The organism is Pseudomonas sp. (assembly GCF_051660785.1).
GTDB lineage: Bacteria > Pseudomonadota > Gammaproteobacteria > Pseudomonadales > Pseudomonadaceae > Aquipseudomonas.
Genome location: NZ_JBOFQE010000059.1, coordinates 48710 through 69917 on the forward strand (window position 1 = coordinate 48710; position 21208 = coordinate 69917).

The window sequence follows — 21208 nt, forward strand, 5'->3', positions numbered from 1 at the left end:
ATTCTCGGGCGGCGGCTATGTGGGTGAAGGCAACTTGTCATGAGGCGATATCGCGAGTGCGCTCAGCCGACGATATCGATCAACTGCTCACGCTGCGCACCGGTCAGCATCGGCCCGAAACCCGCGCCGGCATTGTCCGCCATGTAGCGCGGGTTGCCGGTGCCGGGAATCACGCAGGTCACCGCGGAATGCGACAGCAGGAACTTCAGCGCCATTTGCGCCCAGCTGCTGACCCTCACATCCGCCGCCCAGCGTGGCAGGGGTTTGTCCTTCAAGCGGGTCAGCAAGTCACCGCCGCCAAACGGGCGATTGCAGATCACCGCCACGCCGCGCTCGCGACACAGCGGCAGGATGCGTTTCTCGACGCTGCGATCATCGAGGGCATAGTTGATCTGCAAGAAATCCAATGGCTCAGCCCTGAGCACCGCCTCCACTTCTTCATACGCCGAGGCCGTGTAATGGGTGATGCCGATGTAGCGGATGCGCCCTTCTTCCTTCCACTTGCGCAGCGTCGGCAGATGGGTTTGCCAATCCAGCAGGTTGTGAATCTGCATCAGATCGATGCGATCGGTTTGCAGCAACTTGAAGGACTGCTCCATCTGCGCGATGCCTTCTTCGCGACCCCGGGTCCAGACCTTGGTGGCCAGGAACGCCGGCGAACGAGGCTCATGAATCGACAGCAATTCGCCGGTCGTCTCTTCGGCGCGGCCATACATCGGTGAGCTGTCGATCACCGTCCCGCCCTTCTCGAATAACGCGCGCAGCACGGCGGGAAGCTGTTTGTAGGCGGCGCTTGAAGGCTCGACATCAAAACCGCGATAGGTGCCCAACCCGACGATGGGCAATGGCTCGGAGCTGGAAGGAATGGCGCGGGTCAGCATGTTCTTGCCTCCTGTTTCCTTCGACGGCGTGGTTTCAGCAAAGGCCGGGGCGAAGGTGAAAACCGCCGAAGCACCGGCAGCCAGCGTGAGTATTTGGCGACGCGTGTACCCATCAGTGTGGCTCATGGAATGACCCTTCCACATTTTTGCTCTGCGCCCGTTGTTCCTGGTGCCCGGCCAGCCACAGGCATAACCAGCCCCACAGCCCGGCGAACGGCACGATCAGCAGCGCCACCAGACCAAACCCCGCGCCCAATGCGGTCAACCCGACCGACAACCAGCCACTGGCGGCATCTCCGCCGCGATACACCAGGGTTTCGATCACATTCTTGGCCTTGTACTTCTCCTCGCGGCTGACCACGGTCCACAACACCTCGCGCGCCGGACGCACAATGGCGAACTCGACCGCACGACGCAGCCCCTGCGCCAGTGCGACGGTGGCTGGCACGGGCGCCAGGGCCATGGCGGTAAAGGCCACGATGGTTGCCAGTGGCAACGCCGCCAAAGCCCCGCCGACACCGATCAAACGAATCAACGGCGCTGTCAGCAGCAGTTGAAAGATCAAGGTCAGCGCCGACACGATCAGATCGACAACCGCGAAAAATTGCGTGCGGCTGGCCACATCAGCATAGCTACCCGCCACAATCCGTCCCTGCTCGAAATACAACAAGGTCGCGGCGCTGGTGTGCAGCAGCATGAACAGCACCAGCCCCAGCAGATAAGGCGAACGAACAATCAACGTGATCCCGGCCAGCATGCTGCCGCCCATGCGCCGGTCATCCAGCAACCGGCGGCCGGACTGCGATTGCGTCCGGGACAGTAACGCCCGATAGCAGCGCACCGCGACTTCGAGCAGCAGCGCCGCCGCGACGGTCAGGGCCACCGGGCCCAGACGTGTGGCCATGGTCGCCGCCAGCAACGGCCCGATGAACGTGCCCAAGGTGCCGCCCGCCGCGATAAACCCGAACAGACGGCGTCCTTGTTCACTGGAAAACCGGTCGACCAGCACGCTCCAGAAAATGCTGACGATGAACAGGTTGTAGATGCTGATCCAGACGAAAAACACTCGTCCGACGTTCACCGGCGCAACGCGGTTGGCAATCAACACCCCAAACACCAGCATCGACCCGGCGATCACGCGATAGATCAACGGCACAAAACGCGTGGCCGGCAGCCGCGACGCCAATGCACCGAACACCGGGACCATCAACAGCATCACCACGAAAGTCGCGGTGAACAGCCATTGCAGTTTGTCGGCACCGCCCTCAAGACCCAAGGCATCGCGCAGCGGTCGTACCAGGTAATAGCTGGCGAGCACCCAGAAATGAAACGCAAATCCCAACATCAGGGCCGTTTTTTCGCCGGGCTGGACGTTGAGCCACTTTGCAGCGATGGGCATGGTCGCCCTCCTCTGTAGCCTGGTTCGGTGTGCCCGGCTACCGATGAACTAAACTCTGGCTCCGGTCCAGTGGATTGGGTACCTCACCCAGAGCAGTCGATGTCGCCCCCTAAAGTTAGCCGAATGCCACGAACCCTGGTGTTAATCGTCGTCATCCTTGCAGCGTTGTACCTGGCGCTGTGCGCGGCGTTGTTCGTGTTTCAGCGCGCGCTCATCTACTTCCCGCAACCCAGCGCCATCGAGACGCCCGATACGCTGCTCACGCTGACAGTCGACGATGCGCAGGTCGGGGTGTCGGTCAGGCCCCACGACGGACCGAAGGCGTTGATCTATTTCGGCGGCAATGCCGAGGACGTTTCTCGCAACCTCCCCGGGTTCGCCCAGGCCTTCCCGGACCATGCGATCTACTTGTTGCACTACCGAGGCTTCGGGGCAAGTTCGGGGTCGCCTTCCGAAGAGGCCATTCAGCGTGATGCCATGAGCTTGTTTGACAAGGTCTACGACACTCATCCGCAGATTGCCGTGGTCGGGCGCAGCCTCGGTTCGGGGGTCGCCATTCGCCTCGCCAGCCAGCGCCCGGCTTCCAGCCTGGTCCTGATCACGCCCTATAACAGCGTGGAAGACCTCGCCGTGCGGCAGTTCCCCTGGTTTCCGGTGAAGTGGCTGCTACGGGAGCGGTTCGAATCATGGAAGTACGCGGCGCACATCACGATACCGACACTGCTGATCGCCGCGGAGCACGACGAAGTCATACCGCGCTCAAGCACGGAGCAGCTCTACACCCATTTCGCCAAAGGCGTGGCCACGCTGCGCGTCATACCGGGTGTGGGTCACAATTCGATCTCCGACAGTCCCGAGTACCTGAAATGGCTGGGCGATGCGTTGTGAGCAAAACTCGACGACACACCGTGTCCTGTAACAGCTGTCGAGCAGCGCGAGGCTGCGTTCGGCTGCGAAGCAGTCGTCAAACCAGAGTTCGCGGTGCATCAGTCAGACCACGGAAACCGGGTTTACGACTGCTGCGCAGCCGAACGCAGCCTCGCGGGCTCGGCAGCTGCTACAACATAAAGGTGTGAGCAGCCATAGAGCGCATCGATCATTCGGTCATTAGCAGTGATTGGACGCATGGCCCACAGGCTCTTAGCCTGCGCCCGATCTGAATCACCCGTTTTCACCGTAGGCGGAACACCATGATCGTCAGACCGAAACCTAACTTCCTCAACATCATGAGTGCGATAAAAGGCTCAATCGCCAAACGGATTGCCCTGCGTTGCTTGATGGTGACGCTGCTTGCCTCGGTCATCGTGCTCGTCGAGACATGGCACCCGAGTTACTTTTCCAAGGTCAGCGCGACGCCCTTTACCCTGCTGGGTTTGTCGCTCTCGATCTTCATGAGTTTTCGCAACAACGCCTGTTATGACCGCTGGTATGAAGGCCGCAAAGCCTGGGGCGACGTGATGGTTGCGGTGCGCTCGATGATTCGCGAAAGCCGGGTCATCAAGGACGAAAATGAACGCCGGAAAATGCTTCATCATTTGTGCGGGTTTGCCCATGCGCTGAACGCCAGGCTGCGCCTGGAAAATCAGCGGTCGGCCAGCAGCCGCTGGCTTGACCCGATGCCGGAGGACAACACACCTGATCTCAGCGGGCAAATTGTGCAGCAAGTCGGCCAGCAGTGTTCAACGCTCAGCGAGTCAGGGGTGATCAACGAATGGCGCTACACGATCATGACCAATCATCTGACGCACCTGACCCAGGCCCAGGCGGTCTGTGAGCGCATCAAACACACGCCGCTGCCCTTTGCCTACACCCTGTTGCTGCACCGCACCAGTTACCTCTTCTGTTTCTTGCTGCCCTTCGCAATGGCCGAACCACTGGGCTGGCTGACCCCGATTTTCACCGCGATTGTCAGCTATACCTTTTTCGGTCTGGATGCGATCGGCGATGAGCTGGAGGACCCGTTCGGTCGCGACGAAAACGACCTGCCCATTGATGCCATCGTGCGCACTATCGAGCGGGACGTCCTGGCAGCACTGGGGGAAACACCACTTCCCCCGGCACTGGAGCCGGTGGATTTCGTCCTGGGGTGAGGCCTGAGGCTCAGACCTGATAGAAGTCGCGATACCACTGCACAAACTGCCTCACGCCGGCCTCAACCTCCACGTGGGGCGAGAAGCCGACCCAGTCTGCCAGCGCCGACACATCGGCCCACGTCTGGACGACATCGCCCGGTTGCATCGGCAAAAAGTTGCGCTGGGCTTTTATGCCCAACGCCGATTCCAGGCATTCGACAAAATCCAGCAACGCGACCGGCTTGCCCCGCCCAATATTGAAAATCCGGTTGACGCCATTGGCACCCTTTTCCGGGACAGGTGGCTTTGGACACAACCGGACAATGCCTTCGACAATGTCATCCACATAGGTGAAATCGCGCGCCATCTGGCCATGGTTGTAAATATCAATCGGCCGGCCCTTGAGCATCGCCTCGGTAAACGTGAACAGCGCCATATCGGGACGTCCCCAAGGCCCGTACACGGTGAAAAAACGCAAGCCGCTGGCTCGAAGGCCATAGAGGTGACAGTAGCTGTGGGCGAGCAATTCATTGGCGCGCTTGCTGGCAGCGTACAGCGAAACCGGTTGGTCGACTGCGTCATCGACGCTGAACGGGAGCTTGCTGTTGGCGCCATACACCGAACTGCTCGACGCGTAGATCAGATGCGCAGGCCGATAGTGTCGACAGGCTTCCAGCACATTCAGAAAACCCACCAGGTTCGATTGTGCATAGACATCCGGGTTATCCAGCGAATAGCGAACGCCCGCTTGCGCCGCCAGATGCACGACCTCGGTGAAGCCCTGGTCCTCGAATAATCCCAACAAGGCTGGTTTGTCGACAATATCCATGGTCTGAAAACGGAAACCGGGTAACTCGCTCAATTGCTTGAGCCGCGCATGTTTCAGTTCCACGCTGTAATAATCATTAAGATTGTCGATACCAACAACTTCCAGACCTTCCTGACACAATCGTTTGACCGTGTGATACCCGATGAAGCCTGCCGCGCCCGTCACAAGAATGGTCATAATGCCTGCCCCCTTGTTCGACTCCAGGGAGTTAGTTATAGCGTTGCAATTGCCGAGGGTCCAGATTCGATTACAAGCGCCACGATTGCGACATCAGTGTTTCGATTGTCTTGATGGTGCACGACTATAAAGCGGCCGAAAAGTTTTAACCGTTCGACGGAAATAAAATCATGCGCAAAAACAAATAGTTACCTGCTAGTGAATGCACTATTGGATCAAAGGCATGTTTTTTGACAAGGAACGTTTGACAGGCCGCCGAGACTGGTCAATAACTACACGGGTCTGTTGGAACAGAATACGAGTGCAGTTTGTCGGTTTAACCGCTGTTCCTGAGGCAACTTCTGAAGCCCCTGTTTTTTACGGTCAACTGGTACGGACCGTGCGGTAGCTTTGTCTTCGACAAATGCCTGGGGCTTTATACCGAACAGCCTGTCACATATAACGCAAACTCATTATTCCATTGTTTCATCAGTGCAACACAGGGTGATTCATTATTGATACATCGTTACCTCCCTAACATAAAAATAATAACTCTGTCTGGCTTAATACTTCTCGGGCCTCTATAGAGCCACTGCCTGCCTAAACTTTCGATATTCACGGAGTTTACCAGCATGCCAGCAATCAGCTCCGAACGTTCCAATTGGTACCTGTTGCAATGCAAGCCTCACCAAGACGAACGCGCCCACATCAATCTGCTTCAACAAAACTATGTCGTATTCCACCCTCAACTGTTGAGTGCGCGCGTGATTCGCGGCAAACAACAGCACGTGCGTGAATCCCTCTTCCCCGGATATCTGTTTATCCATCTAGGCGGTAACGACAATTGGACGCCCATACGATCGACTCGTGGCGTCAGTCGTTTTGTCGAATTCAATCATGGGCCTGCGACGGTGACCGAGCACGTCATCGAGCATTTGCGTGCGCGCTGTTTCGAATCGACGTATTCACCCGACGACCCGCCCCTGACGCCCGGCGATCACCTGCAGGTAATCCGCGGCCCGCTGTCTACACTCGAAGGGGTTTTCATCGCTTCGCACGGTTCTGAACGCGTGATGATCCTGTTGCAGTTTCTTAATCGGGAACAGGCTATCTGTATGCCTTTAAGTGACCTCGAACGTCAGCAAACCACGGTCCACACAACTCTCTGACACTCTGACTTTCATGCTTTTTCCAGGAGCCTAGATATGGCCTTGAAGTCACGCTGCCCTTTTGCACTGATCATGGCCTCTCTCTACCCTGGAATGGCCTGGAGTATCGATCCGGCGCCTATTGATGTTTACGGATTCGATTTCACTCCAACCTTTTTGTTTTCAGAAAGCTATGACGATAACTTTCGAGAACTGGAAGACGATAAACAGTCGTCGATGATCACCAAACTGGCGCCCTCCTTCGAACTCAAGGCCGAAGATCGCAACAGCGCCACCCGACTCTACTGGCAGCCCATCCGCTACATCTATCACGACGAGTCGGATGCCTCGTACACCTCACAACGGGTACGGGCGGACAGCATCATGGAATTCACCGACCGGCACCGTCTGAAACTCGAAGCCGAATACCGCAAATTCGAGCGCACGGAATCCACGGCCGTCGAAGGCGTCAATGACAAGCTCAACAACAAACGGGTGGCTGGCCTTTATACCTTCGGGGCCAAAAGTGCTGACAATCAGATCGATTTCGGCGCCAGCTACGCGGAACTTCGCTACGACAATGCCGACGGTATCAACGACGACAAAGAGCGCAATACCGCCGGCCTGACCACCACCTGGTATCACCGCATCGGCAGCAATACCCGTGGCCTGCTCGAATATGACCACACCAATTTCGATTACCAGCAACCCGATAGCCCGCGCAGCAGTAAATCCAATGCCGTGCTGGCCGGTGCCGTCTGGGACATCACGGCAAAGACCACCGGCAAAGTCCGCGTCGGTTATGAGAAAAAAGACTTCGACAACAGCGAATCCAAGGACCTCGACAACCCCACCTGGCAAGTGGACCTGCAATGGAAGCCGCGAACCTATTCAACGTTCACCTTTGTGGCTCGCCAGGCCCTTGCCGAAGGTGACGATGGCGCTGATGCCGTCAAGTCCACCTTCACCCAGGTCGGATGGCGCCATGGCTGGACCGAACGAATTACCACAGTGGCACAAGCCGGGTTCGGTCGTTATGTCTACGAAGGCCAAAGCCGCACGGATGACCTCCAGGATTACAACCTCGCCGTGGTGTACGCGATGCGCCGGTGGCTGGATATCGAACTGGGCTATCGATTCCGCGATAACGACTCGGACGCAGACAACGAAAGCTTCACTCGCAACGTGGTTCAGATCAGCTTTAACGTAAGCCTTTAAGAGGGTTTCGATATGAACTCGCACACCCTTGGGTTGCTGCTTGCACTGGTGGTGCTTCCCGACACTTATGCAGCAGACCCCGCCACCCAATACAAACTGGAAGCCGGCGATGTCTTGCGCATCATCGTGTTTGGCGAGCCGGAGTTGAGCCTGAAAAAGATCCGCCTTAGCGATGCCGGCACCTTTTCCTACCCCTTTCTGGGTGAGATTTCCGCGAAGGGACTGACCCCCGGCCAAGTCGAAAAACTCATCGTCGCCGGACTTAAACAAGGGTATCTGAACGACCCGAAAGTCAGCTTGAGCCAGATCGAATACCGTCCCTTCTACATCAATGGCGAAGTGAAAAAACCCGGCAACTATCCCTTCATACCCGGGCTGACACTGGAGAAAGCCATCGCCCTGGGCGGCGGCTTGACCGAGCGGGCCTCGATCAAACGCGTGACCATCGTGCGCGGTGATGGCAGCGCCACACTCACCGATGAAGTCACACGAAACACCACGATTGCCCCCGGCGACACCATTTCCATTGCACAAGGGTTTTTCTGATCATGGACAACAGCCCTAGCCCCTACGTCGAACGTCCTCTTCAAGCGCATCTGCAGCAGCAGTACAGCGAAGACCAGGACACCATTGACCTGCTCAAAATCTGGAGGGTGATCTGGCGTGCCAAATGGAGCATCGGATGGTTTGTGCTGTTTTGCTGTGCGCTGGCGATCATCGCGGTCAGCGCCATTACCCCGCAGTACATCGGCAGCACCACCCTGCTGTTCAATGATAAAACGCCGCCGCTGATGTCCTTCCAGCAAGTCAAGGATTCAGGCAGCAACGCCACCGAATACTTGCAGACACAACAGGCGCTCTTGCAATCGCGGGACCTTGCCGAACGCGCAGTGAAGAAACTCGGCCTGACGACCAACCCGGTCACCGACCCGCGCCAGCAACCGAAACCGTGGTTCACGCCGCGCAAATGGCTGGCGGACCTTGACCTTGACCTTGACCAATACCTGCCAGGGCTGGGCACGTTGATACCGGTGAAAGGCGCGCTCAAAGAGGAAGACGTCTTCAACCAGGTCACGCAGAACCTCATGCTGCACACCAGCGTCAAGTTCGTCGGCAAAAGCCAGCTGCTGGAAATCGAGGTCGAATTGCCGGACCCCGTCCTCGCGGCGGCAGCGGCCAACGCGCTCGCCCAAGGCTTTACCGATAGCCAGCTCGACACCAGCGAGAAGTCCTCGCTGACCACCACGGCATGGATGAACACACGGTTGGTCAAGCTGCGCGACAACCTGCGTGCCGCCGAGAAAAAACTTCAGGGCTACCGGGAAGAGCAAGGCCTGGTCGACGTCGGAGGTGTTGCCACGATCAGTGCCAACGAACTGGAAATGACCGGCAATCGCATGGTCGACGCCCGGCGTAATCGCGCTGAAGCCGAGAGCGAATACCGCCAGGCCAAGGCCCTGAGTAACGGTGACCTGAGCCGGCTCTCCAGTGTGCCGGCGGTCTTGAGTAACCCGCTGGTCCAGCAATTCCAGGCGGATCGGGCCAAGGCACAAGCCAAGGTCGATGAGCTGTCGGCACGTTATGGCCCGAAACACCCGAGCCTGATTTCCGCACAGTCCGAATTGCGCGCCGCCACCACCAGCCTGCAGTTGCAGGTACAGCAGGTGGTCGCCGGGATTGAACGGCAATTCCAGCTTGCCTCGGCCAGTGAAGCCTCGCTACGTCAATCCTTCAACAGCAACAAGGCGCAGATCCAGGATATTGCCCGCAAGGAATTCCAGTTGCGCGAGTTCCAGCGTGAAGTCGACAGCACTCGCGCACTGTACGAAACCTTCGTCACCCGCTTGAAGGAAACTGCGGCGACCGCCGACATGGACTCCACAAAAGTGCGCATCGTCGACCCGGCCATTGTTCCTGCGGAAGCGAGCAAACCCCGCAAGACATTGATTGTCGGGATCGTCGGGTTAGTGGCGGCGCTGGTCGGCATCGCGCTGGCGTTGCTCCTGGACAAACTGAGCAACACCTTCAAGACCGACGAGTCGATCGAAAGCACGCTCAACATTCCGCTGCTCAGCGTCATACCGTTGGTGACGAAGAAAACCCGTCGGCAACTGGCGCGGTTGTTCGAGGACAATGAAAACCCGCGCTTCTGCGAGACCATTCGCAACCTGCGCACCTGGCTGATGCTGCAAGGCAGTGATATGCCGTCGCAGGTGGTGCTGGTCACTTCGACCGTTGCCGGTGAGGGTAAAAGCACGATTGCCAACAACCTGGCCAGCTCACTCACCCCGCTGGAGCGTGTGCTGCTGATCGACGCCGACATGCGTCAGCCGACCCTCTCGCTGAATTTCGATTTCCCACCCGATAGCCCGGGGCTGGTCAACGTGATTGCGGGCACTGCGCGGCTCGAAGACTGCATCGTTTCGGTGGGCAACCTGGACATGTTGCCGGCCGGGAGTATCGCACCCGAGCCGCTGGATCTGTTCACCGCGCCGCGCCTGCCTTCCCCGGCGGACAAACTCAGTTCGGCACGTCAGCCACCCCCACAGGACCTGCTCAGTTCGCCGCGAATGGCACGCATGCTGGAGGCACTCAAGTCGCGCTACCGCCACATCATCATTGACTCCCCACCTTCGGAGATGATCAGCGACGCGCTGTTGCTGGCCAGGCATTCCGATGCCGTGATCTACGTCGTCAAGGCCGACAGCACGCCGATCAATCAGGTGCAGAAAGGCATTGCCATGTTGCAGCAAAGCCACGTCCCTGTATTTGGCGCAGTGCTCAACCAGGTCGATCTGCGCAAGGCGCGCAAGTACGGCTACAACCATTCCCGAACGTTCTACAAATACGATTTCGCGCCCAGGTAAACCCGGCGCGACTCGGGTCGCTGCACCTCTTTCTGCCCTCACACCACCTGCTTCACCTCCGCCGAGCTACACAAAGGCCTGCGGGAGCCACGCCGTGTCTACCGATCAGTGCCGATGGATCACTCCTGTTTCGAGGTCAAGCCCATGACTCCGCTATACACCACGCAAATGACACACCGCCGAGGCCTGACGTTCTGGGGGCAGTGGTTGTGCGCCATGACGCTGGCTGTCTCGCTGCTGACGCTGCTGGTGTACTGGCGCGTCGGCGACCTGACCAGCGAATACCGAATCCTGATCATCCTGACGGTGCTCGGTTCGGTGCCGATCTACAGCATGATGCAGGTCTATCACAAACGTCATGGCCTGCTGGTCGGGCTCGGCCGATTGCTGGCCGGCTGGTTGATCCTGCTGGCGGTTCTGGCGGCCATTGCATTCATCACCCAGACCAGCGCGATTTACTCGCGCCAGGTCATCATCCTCTGGACGGTGCTGGGTTTCTTCATCCAGGCCGCCAGTTTTCTGCCCCTGCACTACTTCGCCCGACTGCACTCACGAATGATCTGCAACGAACGTCGTTCGGTGATCATCGGCACGTGCCCGACCGCTCATGAGCTCGCGAAAAAACTGTCCAGGCCGAACCGCGCGCTGGTACTGGGTTTCATCGCCGCCGCCGACGACAGCGGCCCGGCACCGAGCATTCTGCCGCTGCTGGGTCATGTCGACGCGATCCGCGAGATCATCACCCGCCTGGACGTGCGCCGGGTCTACATCGTCCTGACCATGACGCATGCCGCGACCATCGAAGCGCTCTACATCGATCTGCTGGACATGAACGTCGACGTGGTATGGATCCCGGACTTCGGCAGCATGGTGCTGCTCAACCATTCGATTTCCGAAATAGAACGCATGCCGGCCATTTACCTCAACGAGAGCCTGATCAGCTCGCATCCCGCCAGTCTGTTTTGCAAGGACCTGTTCGAACGCAGCCTGGCCGCCGTCGCCCTTATTGTCCTCAGCCCTCTGCTGTTGACCGTGGCGGTCGCCGTCAAGCTGACCTCCGCCGGCCCAGTGCTGTTCAAGCAAAATCGCCACGGCTGCAACGGTGAAGTGATCAAGGTCTGGAAGTTTCGTTCGATGCGCCTCCACGATGATCGCGAGGTGCGCCAGGCCACCCGTGACGATGATCGCGTCACGCCGCTCGGACGTTTTCTGCGCCGCAGTTCCATCGACGAATTGCCGCAGCTGTTCAACGTTTTATTCGGCCAGATGGCCCTGGTCGGCCCCCGCCCTCATGCCGTCACCCACAACATTTACTACACCGGCAAGGTTCGCGCCTACATGGCCCGGCATCGCCTCAAACCCGGGATTACCGGCTTGGCCCAGATCACCGGGCATCGGGGCGAAACCGAAACGGTGGAAAAAATGCAGCTGCGCGTTGCCCAGGACCTCAACTACATCAACCAGTGGTCGCTGTGGCTGGACATCAAGATCCTCATCAAGACGCCCTTCACGTTGTTCTCCAAAAACACCTACTGACGCCCTGCCCCATCGTTGATCTCTGTCACGACGGACCGAGGTTTGATCATGAATGTGAGCGTATTCGGAATTGGTTATGTCGGCCTTGTCCAAGGCGCCGCGCTGGCAGACGTCGGCCATAACGTCGTCTGCGTGGATGTCGACGCCGCCAAGGTGCAAGCGCTCAAGGATGGCACGCTGCCCCTCTATGAGCCGGGCCTCAAAAGCCTGGTCCGCGACAATTATCAAAGTGGACGACTGCAGTTCGGCACTGACCTTGCCAGCGCTGTCCACCATGGCGACGTGCTGCTGATCGCGGTCGGCACGCCGCCTGACGAAGACGGTTCGGCAGACCTCACGCATGTGCTGAGTGTTGCGCAAACCATCGCGCTGAACATGGATCGCCATCAGATCATCGTCGATAAATCCACGGTCCCGGTGGGCACCGGCGACCGCGTTCGCGCCCATATCGAGCAGGTGCTGGCCGAGAACGGACGCAGCGACCTGACCTTCGATGTGGTGTCCAACCCCGAGTTTCTCAAGGAAGGGTGCGCGGTGGAGGACTGCATGCGCCCTGACCGGATCATCATCGGCACCGACAGCCAGCGCGCCGAAGCGGTCATGCGCGAACTGTACGAGCCGTTCAATCGCAACCGCGAAAAAATCATCGTCATGGACATCCGCAGCGCCGAGCTCACCAAATACGCCGCCAACTGCATGCTGGCGACCAAGATCAGCTTCATGAACGAAATGGCCTGCCTCGCCGAAAAGCTCGGCGCCGATATCGAGAAGGTGCGTCACGGCATCGGCTCCGATCCACGCATCGGTTATCAATTCATCTATCCGGGCCTGGGCTACGGCGGCTCGTGTTTCCCCAAGGACATCAAGGCGCTGATCCAGGTCGCCGCCAGCGTCGACTTCGACGCCCGGGTGCTCAAGGCCGTGGAGTCGCGCAACCACGAACAGAAAGCCAGCCTGTACGCGAGGATCTTCAATCACTTCGACGGCGTCCTTCGCGGCAAGACCTTTGCCCTGTGGGGGTTGAGCTTCAAGCCCAACACCGACGACATGCGCGAAGCGCCCAGCCGGGTATTGATGGAAGCGTTGTGGCACGCCGGCGCCAGCGTCCAGGCGTTCGATCCCAAGGCCATGGAGGAGGCCCAGCGCATTTATGGCCCGCGCGATGACCTGACACTGGCGGGCACCAAGGAAGCGGCACTGAAAAATGCCGACGCACTGATCATCGTCACCGAGTGGCAATCGTTCCGGGCCCCGGATTTCGACCTGCTCAGCCGGCAGCTCAAGCAGCCGCTGATTTTTGACGGGCGCAACCTGTTCGACCCGCAGCGCATGAGCCAACGCGGCTTTACCTACGTCTCCGTGGGCCGGCAGACCCACCCGGTCCTCTGAAAGGAGTCGCGTCATGATCAGGCTGCAAATACTCAGGCATTACTCACCGAAATTGCTGGAAGCCAACCAGGCCTATTCCTTTATCAACTTCGCGTCCATCAGCAGCTTTTTCGAGCAGACCCCAGGCACCGTCACCTATTTTTGCGACGGCATGCTGATGTCGGCCTTCATGTCCCGCGTGACCGGTCGCACGATCGGCCGGGTCAGCTTCGACTTCACGTCGATTGCCGACGCCGTCCTCGGCAGCGCCGAGCAACAGGGCAAACGCGTGTATTTCGTCGGCGCCCGGCAGGCGGAACTGGAGCTGTTCATCAGCAAGATCAAGGCCCTCTATCCGCAGCTGACCATCGCCGGTTATCACAATGGCTACTTCGATGCGGCCCAGGCCGAGCGCATTCAAGCCGACATCTGCCACAGCGAAGCGAACATCCTGATCGTCGGCCTGGGCGCCGGGCGGCAGGAGCAGTTCGAGCACGATGCGTTTCGCGCCGGCTTTCGTGGCGTCGCCTTCACCTGTGGCGGGTTCATTCGCCAGGAAGCCATGGCCACGCGCAGTTATTACCCCGCAGTGATCAATCACCTGCATATGCGCGCGTTTTATCGGATGTATCGCGAGCCCCATACGATCAAACGCTACCTCATCGACTACCCGAGCAACTTTTTGCACCTGTTGACGCTGATCGTTCAGCGCAAAGTCGCCATCAGCGTTGGGGAATGACCATGCATATCCTGTTTATTCTCAAGGATTTCAAGGCGGGCGGCGGCATCGAGCGCGTCCAGCAAAGGTTGTCCGAACAGTTCCTCAAGGACGGCCAGCGTGTGAGTTTTTTCGTCATGAACGGTGACAAGCCGGACACTGAGGGTGTGCAACATCTGGACGGCGTTCACGGCAACGGCATCGTCGGCCTGCTCAAGTCCATCGTGCAATTGCGCCGGCACATTCGCCGTGAGGGCGTCACCCACCTCATTGCCGCCAAGGAACAAGCGAACCTCTGCACCTGGTTCGCCACGTTGGGTCGTTCTTGCAAAGTCATTTACAGCCGCCACGCGGCACTCGATTGCACTGAACAGAAGACTGGCCCCTCGAGCCTGCGCCTGCTCTATGCGTTGTACCTCTGCGGCAGCGGCAAAGTGGTAACGGTCTCCACTACGTTGCGCCAGTCCCTCGTCGATTTGCTGCCCTGGGGTCGGCAGCGAATCCGCTATTGCCCCAACGCCGTCGTTACTGAACAACTGCTGCAAGCCTCACAGGCGCCTTTGTTCGACGGATTACCCCGCGACTACTGGTTGAGCCTGGGCCGGCTGGTGGAGCCTAAAGGTTTTCATCTGTTGCTCGATGCCTACGCCTTGGCATCGCGCAGCAAAGCGCTGCCGGATCTGGTGATTGCCGGCGACGGCCCGTTGCTCGATGCATTGACCACTCAGGCACGCCAACTGGGCATCGCGCAGCGGGTGCATTTCACCGGTTTCCTGAGCAACCCCTATCCACTGCTCAGGCACGCACGCTTGTTCATCCTGAGTTCCGTGCAGGAAGGCATGCCGACCGTACTGATCGAAGCGCTGGCGCTAGGCACGCCCGTCCTGGCGTGCGACTGCGAGACCGGGCCCAGGGAACTGCTGGACAACGGCCGGCTGGGCCAACTGGTGCACGTCAACGACGTACCGGCGCTGGCCAGGGGAATGCTGCAAAGCCTGACTTCACCGGGTGGCGTCGCGCCAAACGCAAAAATGCTCAGCGACGCCATCCATCCGTACACCAGCCAGTACGCCGCGCAGGCGTACTACCAGGTATGGAACCAATGAAAAAGTTGCTGATTATCCTGCACGACCTCAGCGCGGGCGGGGCTGAAAAAATGATGATGCGCCTCGCCGGGGCACTGGCAGACGCGGGCAATGACGTGACCTTGCTGATGCTCACCGGTGGTGGCCTTCATGCGGCGCACCTCGACCCACGCGTAAGGAAAGTTGAATTGCGCAGCCCTCGCACCGCCCGTGCAGTGCCGGCACTTGCGCGATTTCTGCGGGCCAATCGCTTCGACGCGCAACTGGCGGCCCTCACCCACGTCAACGTGGTGGCCATCGTCGCCGCGTTGCTCTCAGGAACGCTGGCACGGTTGCACGTCAGTGAGCGCAATGCGTTTTCCCATGACAAACACGTCAATCCCGACTTCATGGTGCGGCTGGCGTACTGGGTGGCGCCGCTGCTGTATCGGCTCATTCCCAACCCGGTGATCTGCGTCTCGCGAGGCGTCGCCCAGGATCTGATTGACACCACCGTTGCGCGCCGCCAGGACGTTACCATCGCCGACAATCCTGTCCTCGACGACGACTTCCGCGACAAGCCGCCGGGACTACCGAGCCACCGCTGGCTCCTGGACCATTCCAGCCCGGTGATTGTCGCGGTGGGTCGGCTGGCTCCGCAAAAAGGTTTCGACACCCTGATCAGTGCCTTCGCGACGCTGGCGGATTCCAGCGCCCGCCTGATCATTTTTGGCGAGGGCGCGCTCAGAGCGCAGTTGCTGGAACAGGCACGTTCGCTGGGCGTGGCTGACCGGTTCGACCTGCCGGGCTACACCAACGACCCCAGAGCAGAGGTGGCCGCAGCCAGTTGCTATGTGCTGTCGTCACGTTTCGAGGGCAGTCCCAATGTTCTGGTCGAAGCCTTGTCCACCGGCACGCCGGTGGTGTCGACCCGCTGCCCCCATGGCCCGCAAGACATCCTCATCGGCGGCCTGGTCGCGCCGTTGGTGGCTGTCGACGACCCGATCGCTTTGGCGCAGGCCATTACCCAGCAGCTCTCGACACCGCGAGAGTTGCAGCGCCAGTCCCGCATCGATGCCGCAGCGCGGTTCATGAATGCCAGCGCGGTAGAAACCTACCTCGCCGCGTTACTCCGGAGGTCATCGCCATGAGCTCACTGGAGGTCAGATATTCCACGTTGCGCGACGCCTTCACCTTGTTCGGCGTGCTGTTCTACATCCAGGTGATTACGTTTGTCATCGGGCTGGGCGGTGCATCAAGTTTCGGCGACATCGACAAAGACCTCGAAGGCAACGTCGTCAACCAGGTGTGCGGCCTGATCACCCTGCTGGTGCCGTTGTTCTTCTTCATCCGCAACAAGGTGTTCCTGAGCAAAAGCTTTTACCGCAACAACGTTTTCCTGTTGGTGTTCCTGCTCTGCGTGGTCGCCTCCATCGGCTGGTCCCACGACCCGCTCCTGAGTTTCAAGCGGATTATCGCGATGCTCAGCGTGGTGTTTTTCGCCGGTTTCATCGCCTACAACTACAGCCTCGAAAAGATCACCTTCATGCTTGGCTGTGCCATCGGCGTGGCGGCGTTGATTGGTTTGATACTGGCCGTGGTCATGCCCAGCGCCGCGTTCGTTTCCGGTGGCATTCGCGAAGGCGCGTTCAAGGGAATTTTTTCCGAGAAGAATGCGGGTGCACGCATCAACGCAATCGCCATCCTGCTGTTGCTGCCGATGATTCGCCAACGCAACCGCTGGGCACTCTTCTGCTCGTTTTTCTCGCTGGTCGCCATTCTGCTCGCCCAGTCGGCCACCGGGGTGGCGCTGATCATTTCCGGCACGGTCAGCTACGGCTACTTCCTCACGCTGATCCGTTTGCGCATCAACCGCTCGCAATTGGCGTTCCTGGCTTGCACCCTCCTCTACCTGCTGGGCTGCCTGTTTCTCTACAACAACGTTGCGGTGCTCCTGGAAATGGCCGGTCGTGACCCGTCACTCACCGACCGCACGATGATCTGGGAGCTGCTCGGGCCGTTTGTCGACGAGCAATTGCTCAAGGGTTACGGCTTTGGCGCTTTCTGGTCCAGCCCCGATGCCGATGTGTTCATCCGGCGCTGGGGCTACATCGGCAACGCCCACAGCGGCTACATGGAGACGCTGCTCAACGGCGGCACCCTTCAACTGACCGCGTTGGTGCTGCTGTTTGGCGAGGCACTGCTCAAACAATACCGCGCCGTGACGGCAAACCAGACGGCCCGGTTTCGCGCCAGCGCCCTGGTGATCATTGGTTTGTTCGCCGTCACCAACTATGTGGCGTACGTGATTCCCAACTACCGCTCTGCCGAGTTCCTGGTGTTCTGCACCCTGGCCCTGTCCTTTCGGCATCACCACGCAACCGTCCCCGAGTGGTCACCGGCAACCCTGCGTCAGCGTCCGTCTGGCGAGGCATTAACGCGCGATTCAGCCAAGGCGTAAAAAAAGGAGAAATACCCGTGCCAGATCAAGCCCTTCCCTTAGCGCATTCAGTGTGCGTCGTGATCCCGATGTACAACGGTGCCGACAGCATTGAGCAGACGTTGGTCTCCCTGGCCGGGCAGACCCGCCTGCCGGATCACGTCATCGTCGTCGACGACGGTTCCACCGATGACGGGCCCCAACGGGTCAGAGACTTTGCGGCACCGTTTCGCCTGACGCTGTTGCACCAGGCCAACGCCGGACAGGCCAGTGCGCGCAATCGCGGGTTGCAGCACAGCGAAGAGACGTTTGTGGCGTTTCTCGATGCCGATGACCAGTTTCGTCCGCAAAAACTCGAGCAACAACTGGCGCTGTATGACGAACTCAGTCGGCAGGGCCGGCCAGTGGGGCTGATCGACTGCTATACGCAAGTCAATTACAGCGACGGCAGGCGGCAACTGGACAATCACTACAAGAACGGCCGGCATTTCTACGATTTCATCCACGCCAACGTGCTCAATGGCGTCTCCACTGCGCTGGTCAAGCGCGAGGTGATGATGCAACTCGGCGGCTTCGATGCCAGCCTGCGTTATTCCGAAGACCGCTTCATGTGGACCCGGATCGCCGAACACTGGGAAATACACACGGTGCCGCAGGTACTGCTGGAGCGCACGGTCAACAGCGGCAACATGACCGCGCAACCGCGAAAGTACTACCCGGAAAAAATCCGCTTTATCGAGGTCTACCTCGCCCGCTACGGCGCGCAACTCAGCAAGCAGCAACGAATCGATTTCGTGCTGGGCAACCACACCGACTTTCTCAATGCGTTTTCCCGACTCGGCGACCATGAGGGGGTGATCGGCGTGTATCGGCGAATGCTCGACTGTTCCTGGCAAGCGCTGATCTTCGCCAACGGCAAACCGACCTTGCGCTACCTGTATGCGTGCGCCCGTTCGTTGCGCAAGGCAACGGCGTCAACCACCGCTCATTGAACCGGTACCCACCATGGCCAATCACCGTCTGGTGACATTGATCTGGATCTTCACCGAAAAATTCGGCCTGATCTTCCTGTCGATGATTACCTTTGTCGCGTATGCGAGGCTGTTGTCGCCCGCCGAGTTGGGTGTGGGCACGGTGATCATTGCCATCGTCGAGTTGATCGGCCTGGTGTATTCATCGGTTCTGGAAGACCCGCTGGTACGGCTAGAACGGCTGGAGGACAAACACATCACCACCGCCTTCTGGGCGGCGGTGCTGGTCAGCCTGGTGTCCATCGTCGTCATCTCGGGCGCGGCGATGCTGTACACGCCCGACCCGGTGTTGCAATGGATGACGGCGGTGGCCTCGGTGAAAATCCTGTTCACCATGATGGCGCGGGTCTATGTGGCGCAAATGCGCCGCAGCGGCAACTTCAGGATGCTGGCGTCGCGCACGTTACTGGGCAAGATCTGTGGTGGCATCGGCGGCATCGCTGTCGCGCTTTGGGGATTCGGGGCCTGGGCGGTCATTGCCCAGGCACTGATCATGGAGTTCGTGTCCATCATCGTATTGATGCGCGCAGACCCGCGACGCATGGCCTTTCATATTGACGTCCCGTTTCTGCGCGAACTGTTGAAGGCCGGTGCTCCGGTTGCCATCAACGCGCTGAGTTCGCAGACCCTGCAGCGCGGAGTCAACGTGGTCCTGGGCATGACGGCCGGCACCAACGCGGTGGGCATGTTCAACATGGCGATGCGCATCATCGATCTGCCGCGCACGGCGATCTATCACGGTCTGATCAGCTATGCATTGCCGGTGTTTGCCCGGCGCAGTGCCGATCCGTCACGCTTGCGCGCGATCATCGGCGATTCGACCGCCGTCAGCGGCTTCCTGCTGACGCCTCTGTTCATCGGCATCGCCCTCACGGCGCACGACCTGATTCTGTTGATCTTCGGCGCCAAATGGACCGAAGCCATTCCCCTGCTGCAAGTGCTGGCATGCACCGCAGCCATCGGCAATACCGCCATGTACGCCACGACTGCGCTGGTGGCCGTCAATCGCAGCTACCTGACCATCAAGGCCGAAGTGGCGACCACGTTACTGGCACTGGCGCTGGTTTACTGCTTCGCCGGCCTGTATGGCGGCATGGCCGCCGCCCTCGCCCTGCTGGCCCGGATGGTGATCATCACGCCACTGCAAATCCGCGGGTTGAACAGCGCCATCGGCTATCGCTGGCGGCTGTTTTTCGACACCAACTATCGCAGCGTGGCCGCCTCGCTCGTCATGGCAGCGACTGTCCTGATGGTCTCTTCACGAATCGGGCTTGAAGGCTACCCGCACCTGATCTGCAACATCCTGGTTGGCGCCCTGAGCTATGCCGTGGCGTATAGCGTCATGCACCCGCGCTGGCCACAGGAATTCAAATCGGTTTTCACCACCCGCTGAATTCAGTCCCGAGACAGGAACACCTCACTATGCACAAAACTACGCTGATCACTGGCGGGGCCGGCTACATCGGCTCCCATACCGCCCTGACGCTCATCAACGCCGGACACCATGTGCTGGTGCTCGACAATCTGTGCAACAGCTGTCGAGAGTGCATCACGCGCCTTGAGTTGCTGACGCATACCCGGATCGATTTCATCAATGGCGATATCGGCGATTCGATCTTGCTCGACAAGATTTTCAGTCGCTACGACATCGATGCCGTGGTGCATTTCGCCAGTCTCAAATCTGTCGAAGAAAGCATGCGCAAGCCGCTGGATTATTACGCCAACAACGTCGCCGGCACGTTGAACCTGTGCCGGGCGATGGCGAGTCATGAGGTGTTCAAACTGGTGTTCAGCTCCTCCGCGACGGTGTATGGCGAGCCTGCGCAAACGCCGATCGTGGAAGACATCGGCACCGGAAAACCGGTCAATCCCTATGGCCGTACCAAGCTCATGATCGAGGAGCTGCTCACCGACGTGGGCAACGCTGATCCGCGCTGGAGCATTGCGTTGTTGCGCTACTTCAACCCGATTGGCGCCCACGAAAGCGGGATGATCGGTGAAGACCCGTGCGGTCGTCCCAACAATCTGCTGCCGTGCCTGACCCAGGTTGCGATCGGCCGCATTCCCGAACTCACGGTGTACGGCTGCGACTACCCCACGGTGGATGGCACCTGCGTGCGCGATTACATCCATGTGGTGGATCTTGCCCACGGCCACCTCAAGGCGCTGGAAGTGTTGCAGGGCAAAGGGGGGGTGCATGCCTGGAACCTGGGCACCGGCATTGGCTACAGCGTGCTGCAGATCATCCACAGTTTCGAGGACATTACCGGCATTACCATCCCGTTCCGGTTCGCCCCGCGCCGGGTCGGCGATATCGCCAAATGCTGGGCCGATCCCGCCAAGGCAGGACGCGAGCTGGGCTGGAGCGCGCAACGCGATCTGGAGCAGATGATCGTCGATACCTGGCGGTGGCAGTCGCGCAATCCGCTGGGGTATCAGTCGTCCTTCGACATTCCGGCCTTGATGACAGCGAAGTAACGC

Annotated in this window: 18 protein-coding genes; 15 read left to right on the forward strand and 3 right to left on the reverse strand. The window is 59.4% G+C overall.

The features are described from left to right. Positions 1 to 62 precede the first annotated feature (62 nt). On the reverse strand, positions 63 to 1007 hold the full coding sequence (locus ACRC4F_RS15885; protein ID WP_438660190.1) for an aldo/keto reductase: 945 nt from the start codon (positions 1005 to 1007) through the stop codon (positions 63 to 65). Beyond that, positions 994 to 2280: an NTP/NDP exchange transporter gene (locus tag ACRC4F_RS15890; protein WP_438660191.1), complete on the reverse strand. Its 1287-nt coding sequence runs from the start codon at positions 2278 to 2280 to the stop codon at positions 994 to 996. The genes ACRC4F_RS15885 and ACRC4F_RS15890 overlap by 14 nt, the downstream gene beginning before the upstream one ends. A gap of 99 nt (positions 2281 to 2379) precedes the next feature. On the opposite strand from ACRC4F_RS15890, the gene ACRC4F_RS15895 reads away from it, so the two are divergent. Both ACRC4F_RS15895 and ACRC4F_RS15900 read left to right on the forward strand, forming a co-directional pair. Next, positions 2380 to 3168: an alpha/beta hydrolase gene (locus ACRC4F_RS15895; RefSeq protein WP_438660192.1), complete on the forward strand. Its 789-nt coding sequence runs from the start codon at positions 2380 to 2382 to the stop codon at positions 3166 to 3168. A 302-nt stretch (positions 3169 to 3470) separates the two neighbouring features. Next, the gene (locus tag ACRC4F_RS15900; RefSeq protein WP_438660193.1) at positions 3471 to 4370 is read left to right on the forward strand and encodes a bestrophin family protein; all 900 of its coding nucleotides are present in this window, start codon (positions 3471 to 3473) and stop codon (positions 4368 to 4370) included. Between the two features lie 10 nt (positions 4371 to 4380). On the opposite strand, the gene ACRC4F_RS15905 is transcribed toward ACRC4F_RS15900, so the two are convergent. Continuing rightward, positions 4381 to 5358: an NAD-dependent epimerase gene (locus ACRC4F_RS15905; RefSeq protein WP_438660194.1), complete on the reverse strand. Its 978-nt coding sequence runs from the start codon at positions 5356 to 5358 to the stop codon at positions 4381 to 4383. Between the two features lie 611 nt (positions 5359 to 5969). On the opposite strand from ACRC4F_RS15905, the gene rfaH reads away from it, so the two are divergent. The 13 genes from rfaH to galE all read left to right on the forward strand — a co-directional run bounded on the left by rfaH (position 5970) and on the right by galE (position 21205). Continuing rightward, positions 5970 to 6506 (forward strand): transcription/translation regulatory transformer protein RfaH, encoded by a 537-nt coding sequence (gene rfaH, locus ACRC4F_RS15910; RefSeq protein WP_438660195.1) that lies wholly within the window; start codon positions 5970 to 5972, stop codon positions 6504 to 6506. A 36-nt stretch (positions 6507 to 6542) separates the two neighbouring features. Continuing rightward, positions 6543 to 7703 carry an outer membrane beta-barrel protein gene (locus ACRC4F_RS15915; RefSeq protein ID WP_438660196.1) on the forward strand — a complete coding sequence of 387 codons (1161 nt, stop codon included), beginning with the start codon at positions 6543 to 6545 and terminating at the stop codon, positions 7701 to 7703. 12 nt (positions 7704 to 7715) lie between these two features. Continuing rightward, a complete protein-coding gene (locus ACRC4F_RS15920) occupies positions 7716 to 8249 on the forward strand; it encodes a polysaccharide biosynthesis/export family protein (protein ID WP_438660197.1) in 534 nt (177 codons plus the stop codon). Positions 8250 to 8251: 2 nt separating this feature from the next. After that, positions 8252 to 10570 (forward strand): GumC family protein, encoded by a 2319-nt coding sequence (locus tag ACRC4F_RS15925; protein ID WP_438660198.1) that lies wholly within the window; start codon positions 8252 to 8254, stop codon positions 10568 to 10570. A gap of 144 nt (positions 10571 to 10714) precedes the next feature. Further along, positions 10715 to 12106 carry an undecaprenyl-phosphate glucose phosphotransferase gene (locus ACRC4F_RS15930; protein ID WP_438660199.1) on the forward strand — a complete coding sequence of 464 codons (1392 nt, stop codon included), beginning with the start codon at positions 10715 to 10717 and terminating at the stop codon, positions 12104 to 12106. A gap of 48 nt (positions 12107 to 12154) precedes the next feature. Beyond that, positions 12155 to 13495 carry a UDP-glucose dehydrogenase family protein gene (locus ACRC4F_RS15935; protein ID WP_438660200.1) on the forward strand — a complete coding sequence of 447 codons (1341 nt, stop codon included), beginning with the start codon at positions 12155 to 12157 and terminating at the stop codon, positions 13493 to 13495. Positions 13496 to 13508: 13 nt separating this feature from the next. After that, positions 13509 to 14213: a WecB/TagA/CpsF family glycosyltransferase gene (locus ACRC4F_RS15940; RefSeq protein WP_438660201.1), complete on the forward strand. Its 705-nt coding sequence runs from the start codon at positions 13509 to 13511 to the stop codon at positions 14211 to 14213. A 2-nt stretch (positions 14214 to 14215) separates the two neighbouring features. Continuing rightward, on the forward strand, positions 14216 to 15298 hold the full coding sequence (locus tag ACRC4F_RS15945) for a glycosyltransferase (protein ID WP_438660202.1): 1083 nt from the start codon (positions 14216 to 14218) through the stop codon (positions 15296 to 15298). Beyond that, positions 15295 to 16407 carry a glycosyltransferase gene (locus ACRC4F_RS15950; protein ID WP_438660203.1) on the forward strand — a complete coding sequence of 371 codons (1113 nt, stop codon included), beginning with the start codon at positions 15295 to 15297 and terminating at the stop codon, positions 16405 to 16407. The genes ACRC4F_RS15945 and ACRC4F_RS15950 overlap by 4 nt, the downstream gene beginning before the upstream one ends. Then, positions 16404 to 17717 carry an O-antigen ligase family protein gene (locus ACRC4F_RS15955; protein WP_438660204.1) on the forward strand — a complete coding sequence of 438 codons (1314 nt, stop codon included), beginning with the start codon at positions 16404 to 16406 and terminating at the stop codon, positions 17715 to 17717. The genes ACRC4F_RS15950 and ACRC4F_RS15955 overlap by 4 nt, the downstream gene beginning before the upstream one ends. A 17-nt stretch (positions 17718 to 17734) precedes the next feature. Next, positions 17735 to 18688 carry a glycosyltransferase family 2 protein gene (locus ACRC4F_RS15960; RefSeq protein WP_438660205.1) on the forward strand — a complete coding sequence of 318 codons (954 nt, stop codon included), beginning with the start codon at positions 17735 to 17737 and terminating at the stop codon, positions 18686 to 18688. 13 nt (positions 18689 to 18701) lie between these two features. Next, on the forward strand, positions 18702 to 20120 hold the full coding sequence (locus ACRC4F_RS15965) for an oligosaccharide flippase family protein (RefSeq protein WP_438660206.1): 1419 nt from the start codon (positions 18702 to 18704) through the stop codon (positions 20118 to 20120). A gap of 29 nt (positions 20121 to 20149) precedes the next feature. Beyond that, positions 20150 to 21205, forward strand: coding sequence for a UDP-glucose 4-epimerase GalE (galE, locus tag ACRC4F_RS15970; protein WP_438660207.1), 1056 nt, complete (start codon positions 20150 to 20152; stop codon positions 21203 to 21205). The last annotated feature ends 3 nt before the right edge of the window (positions 21206 to 21208 follow it).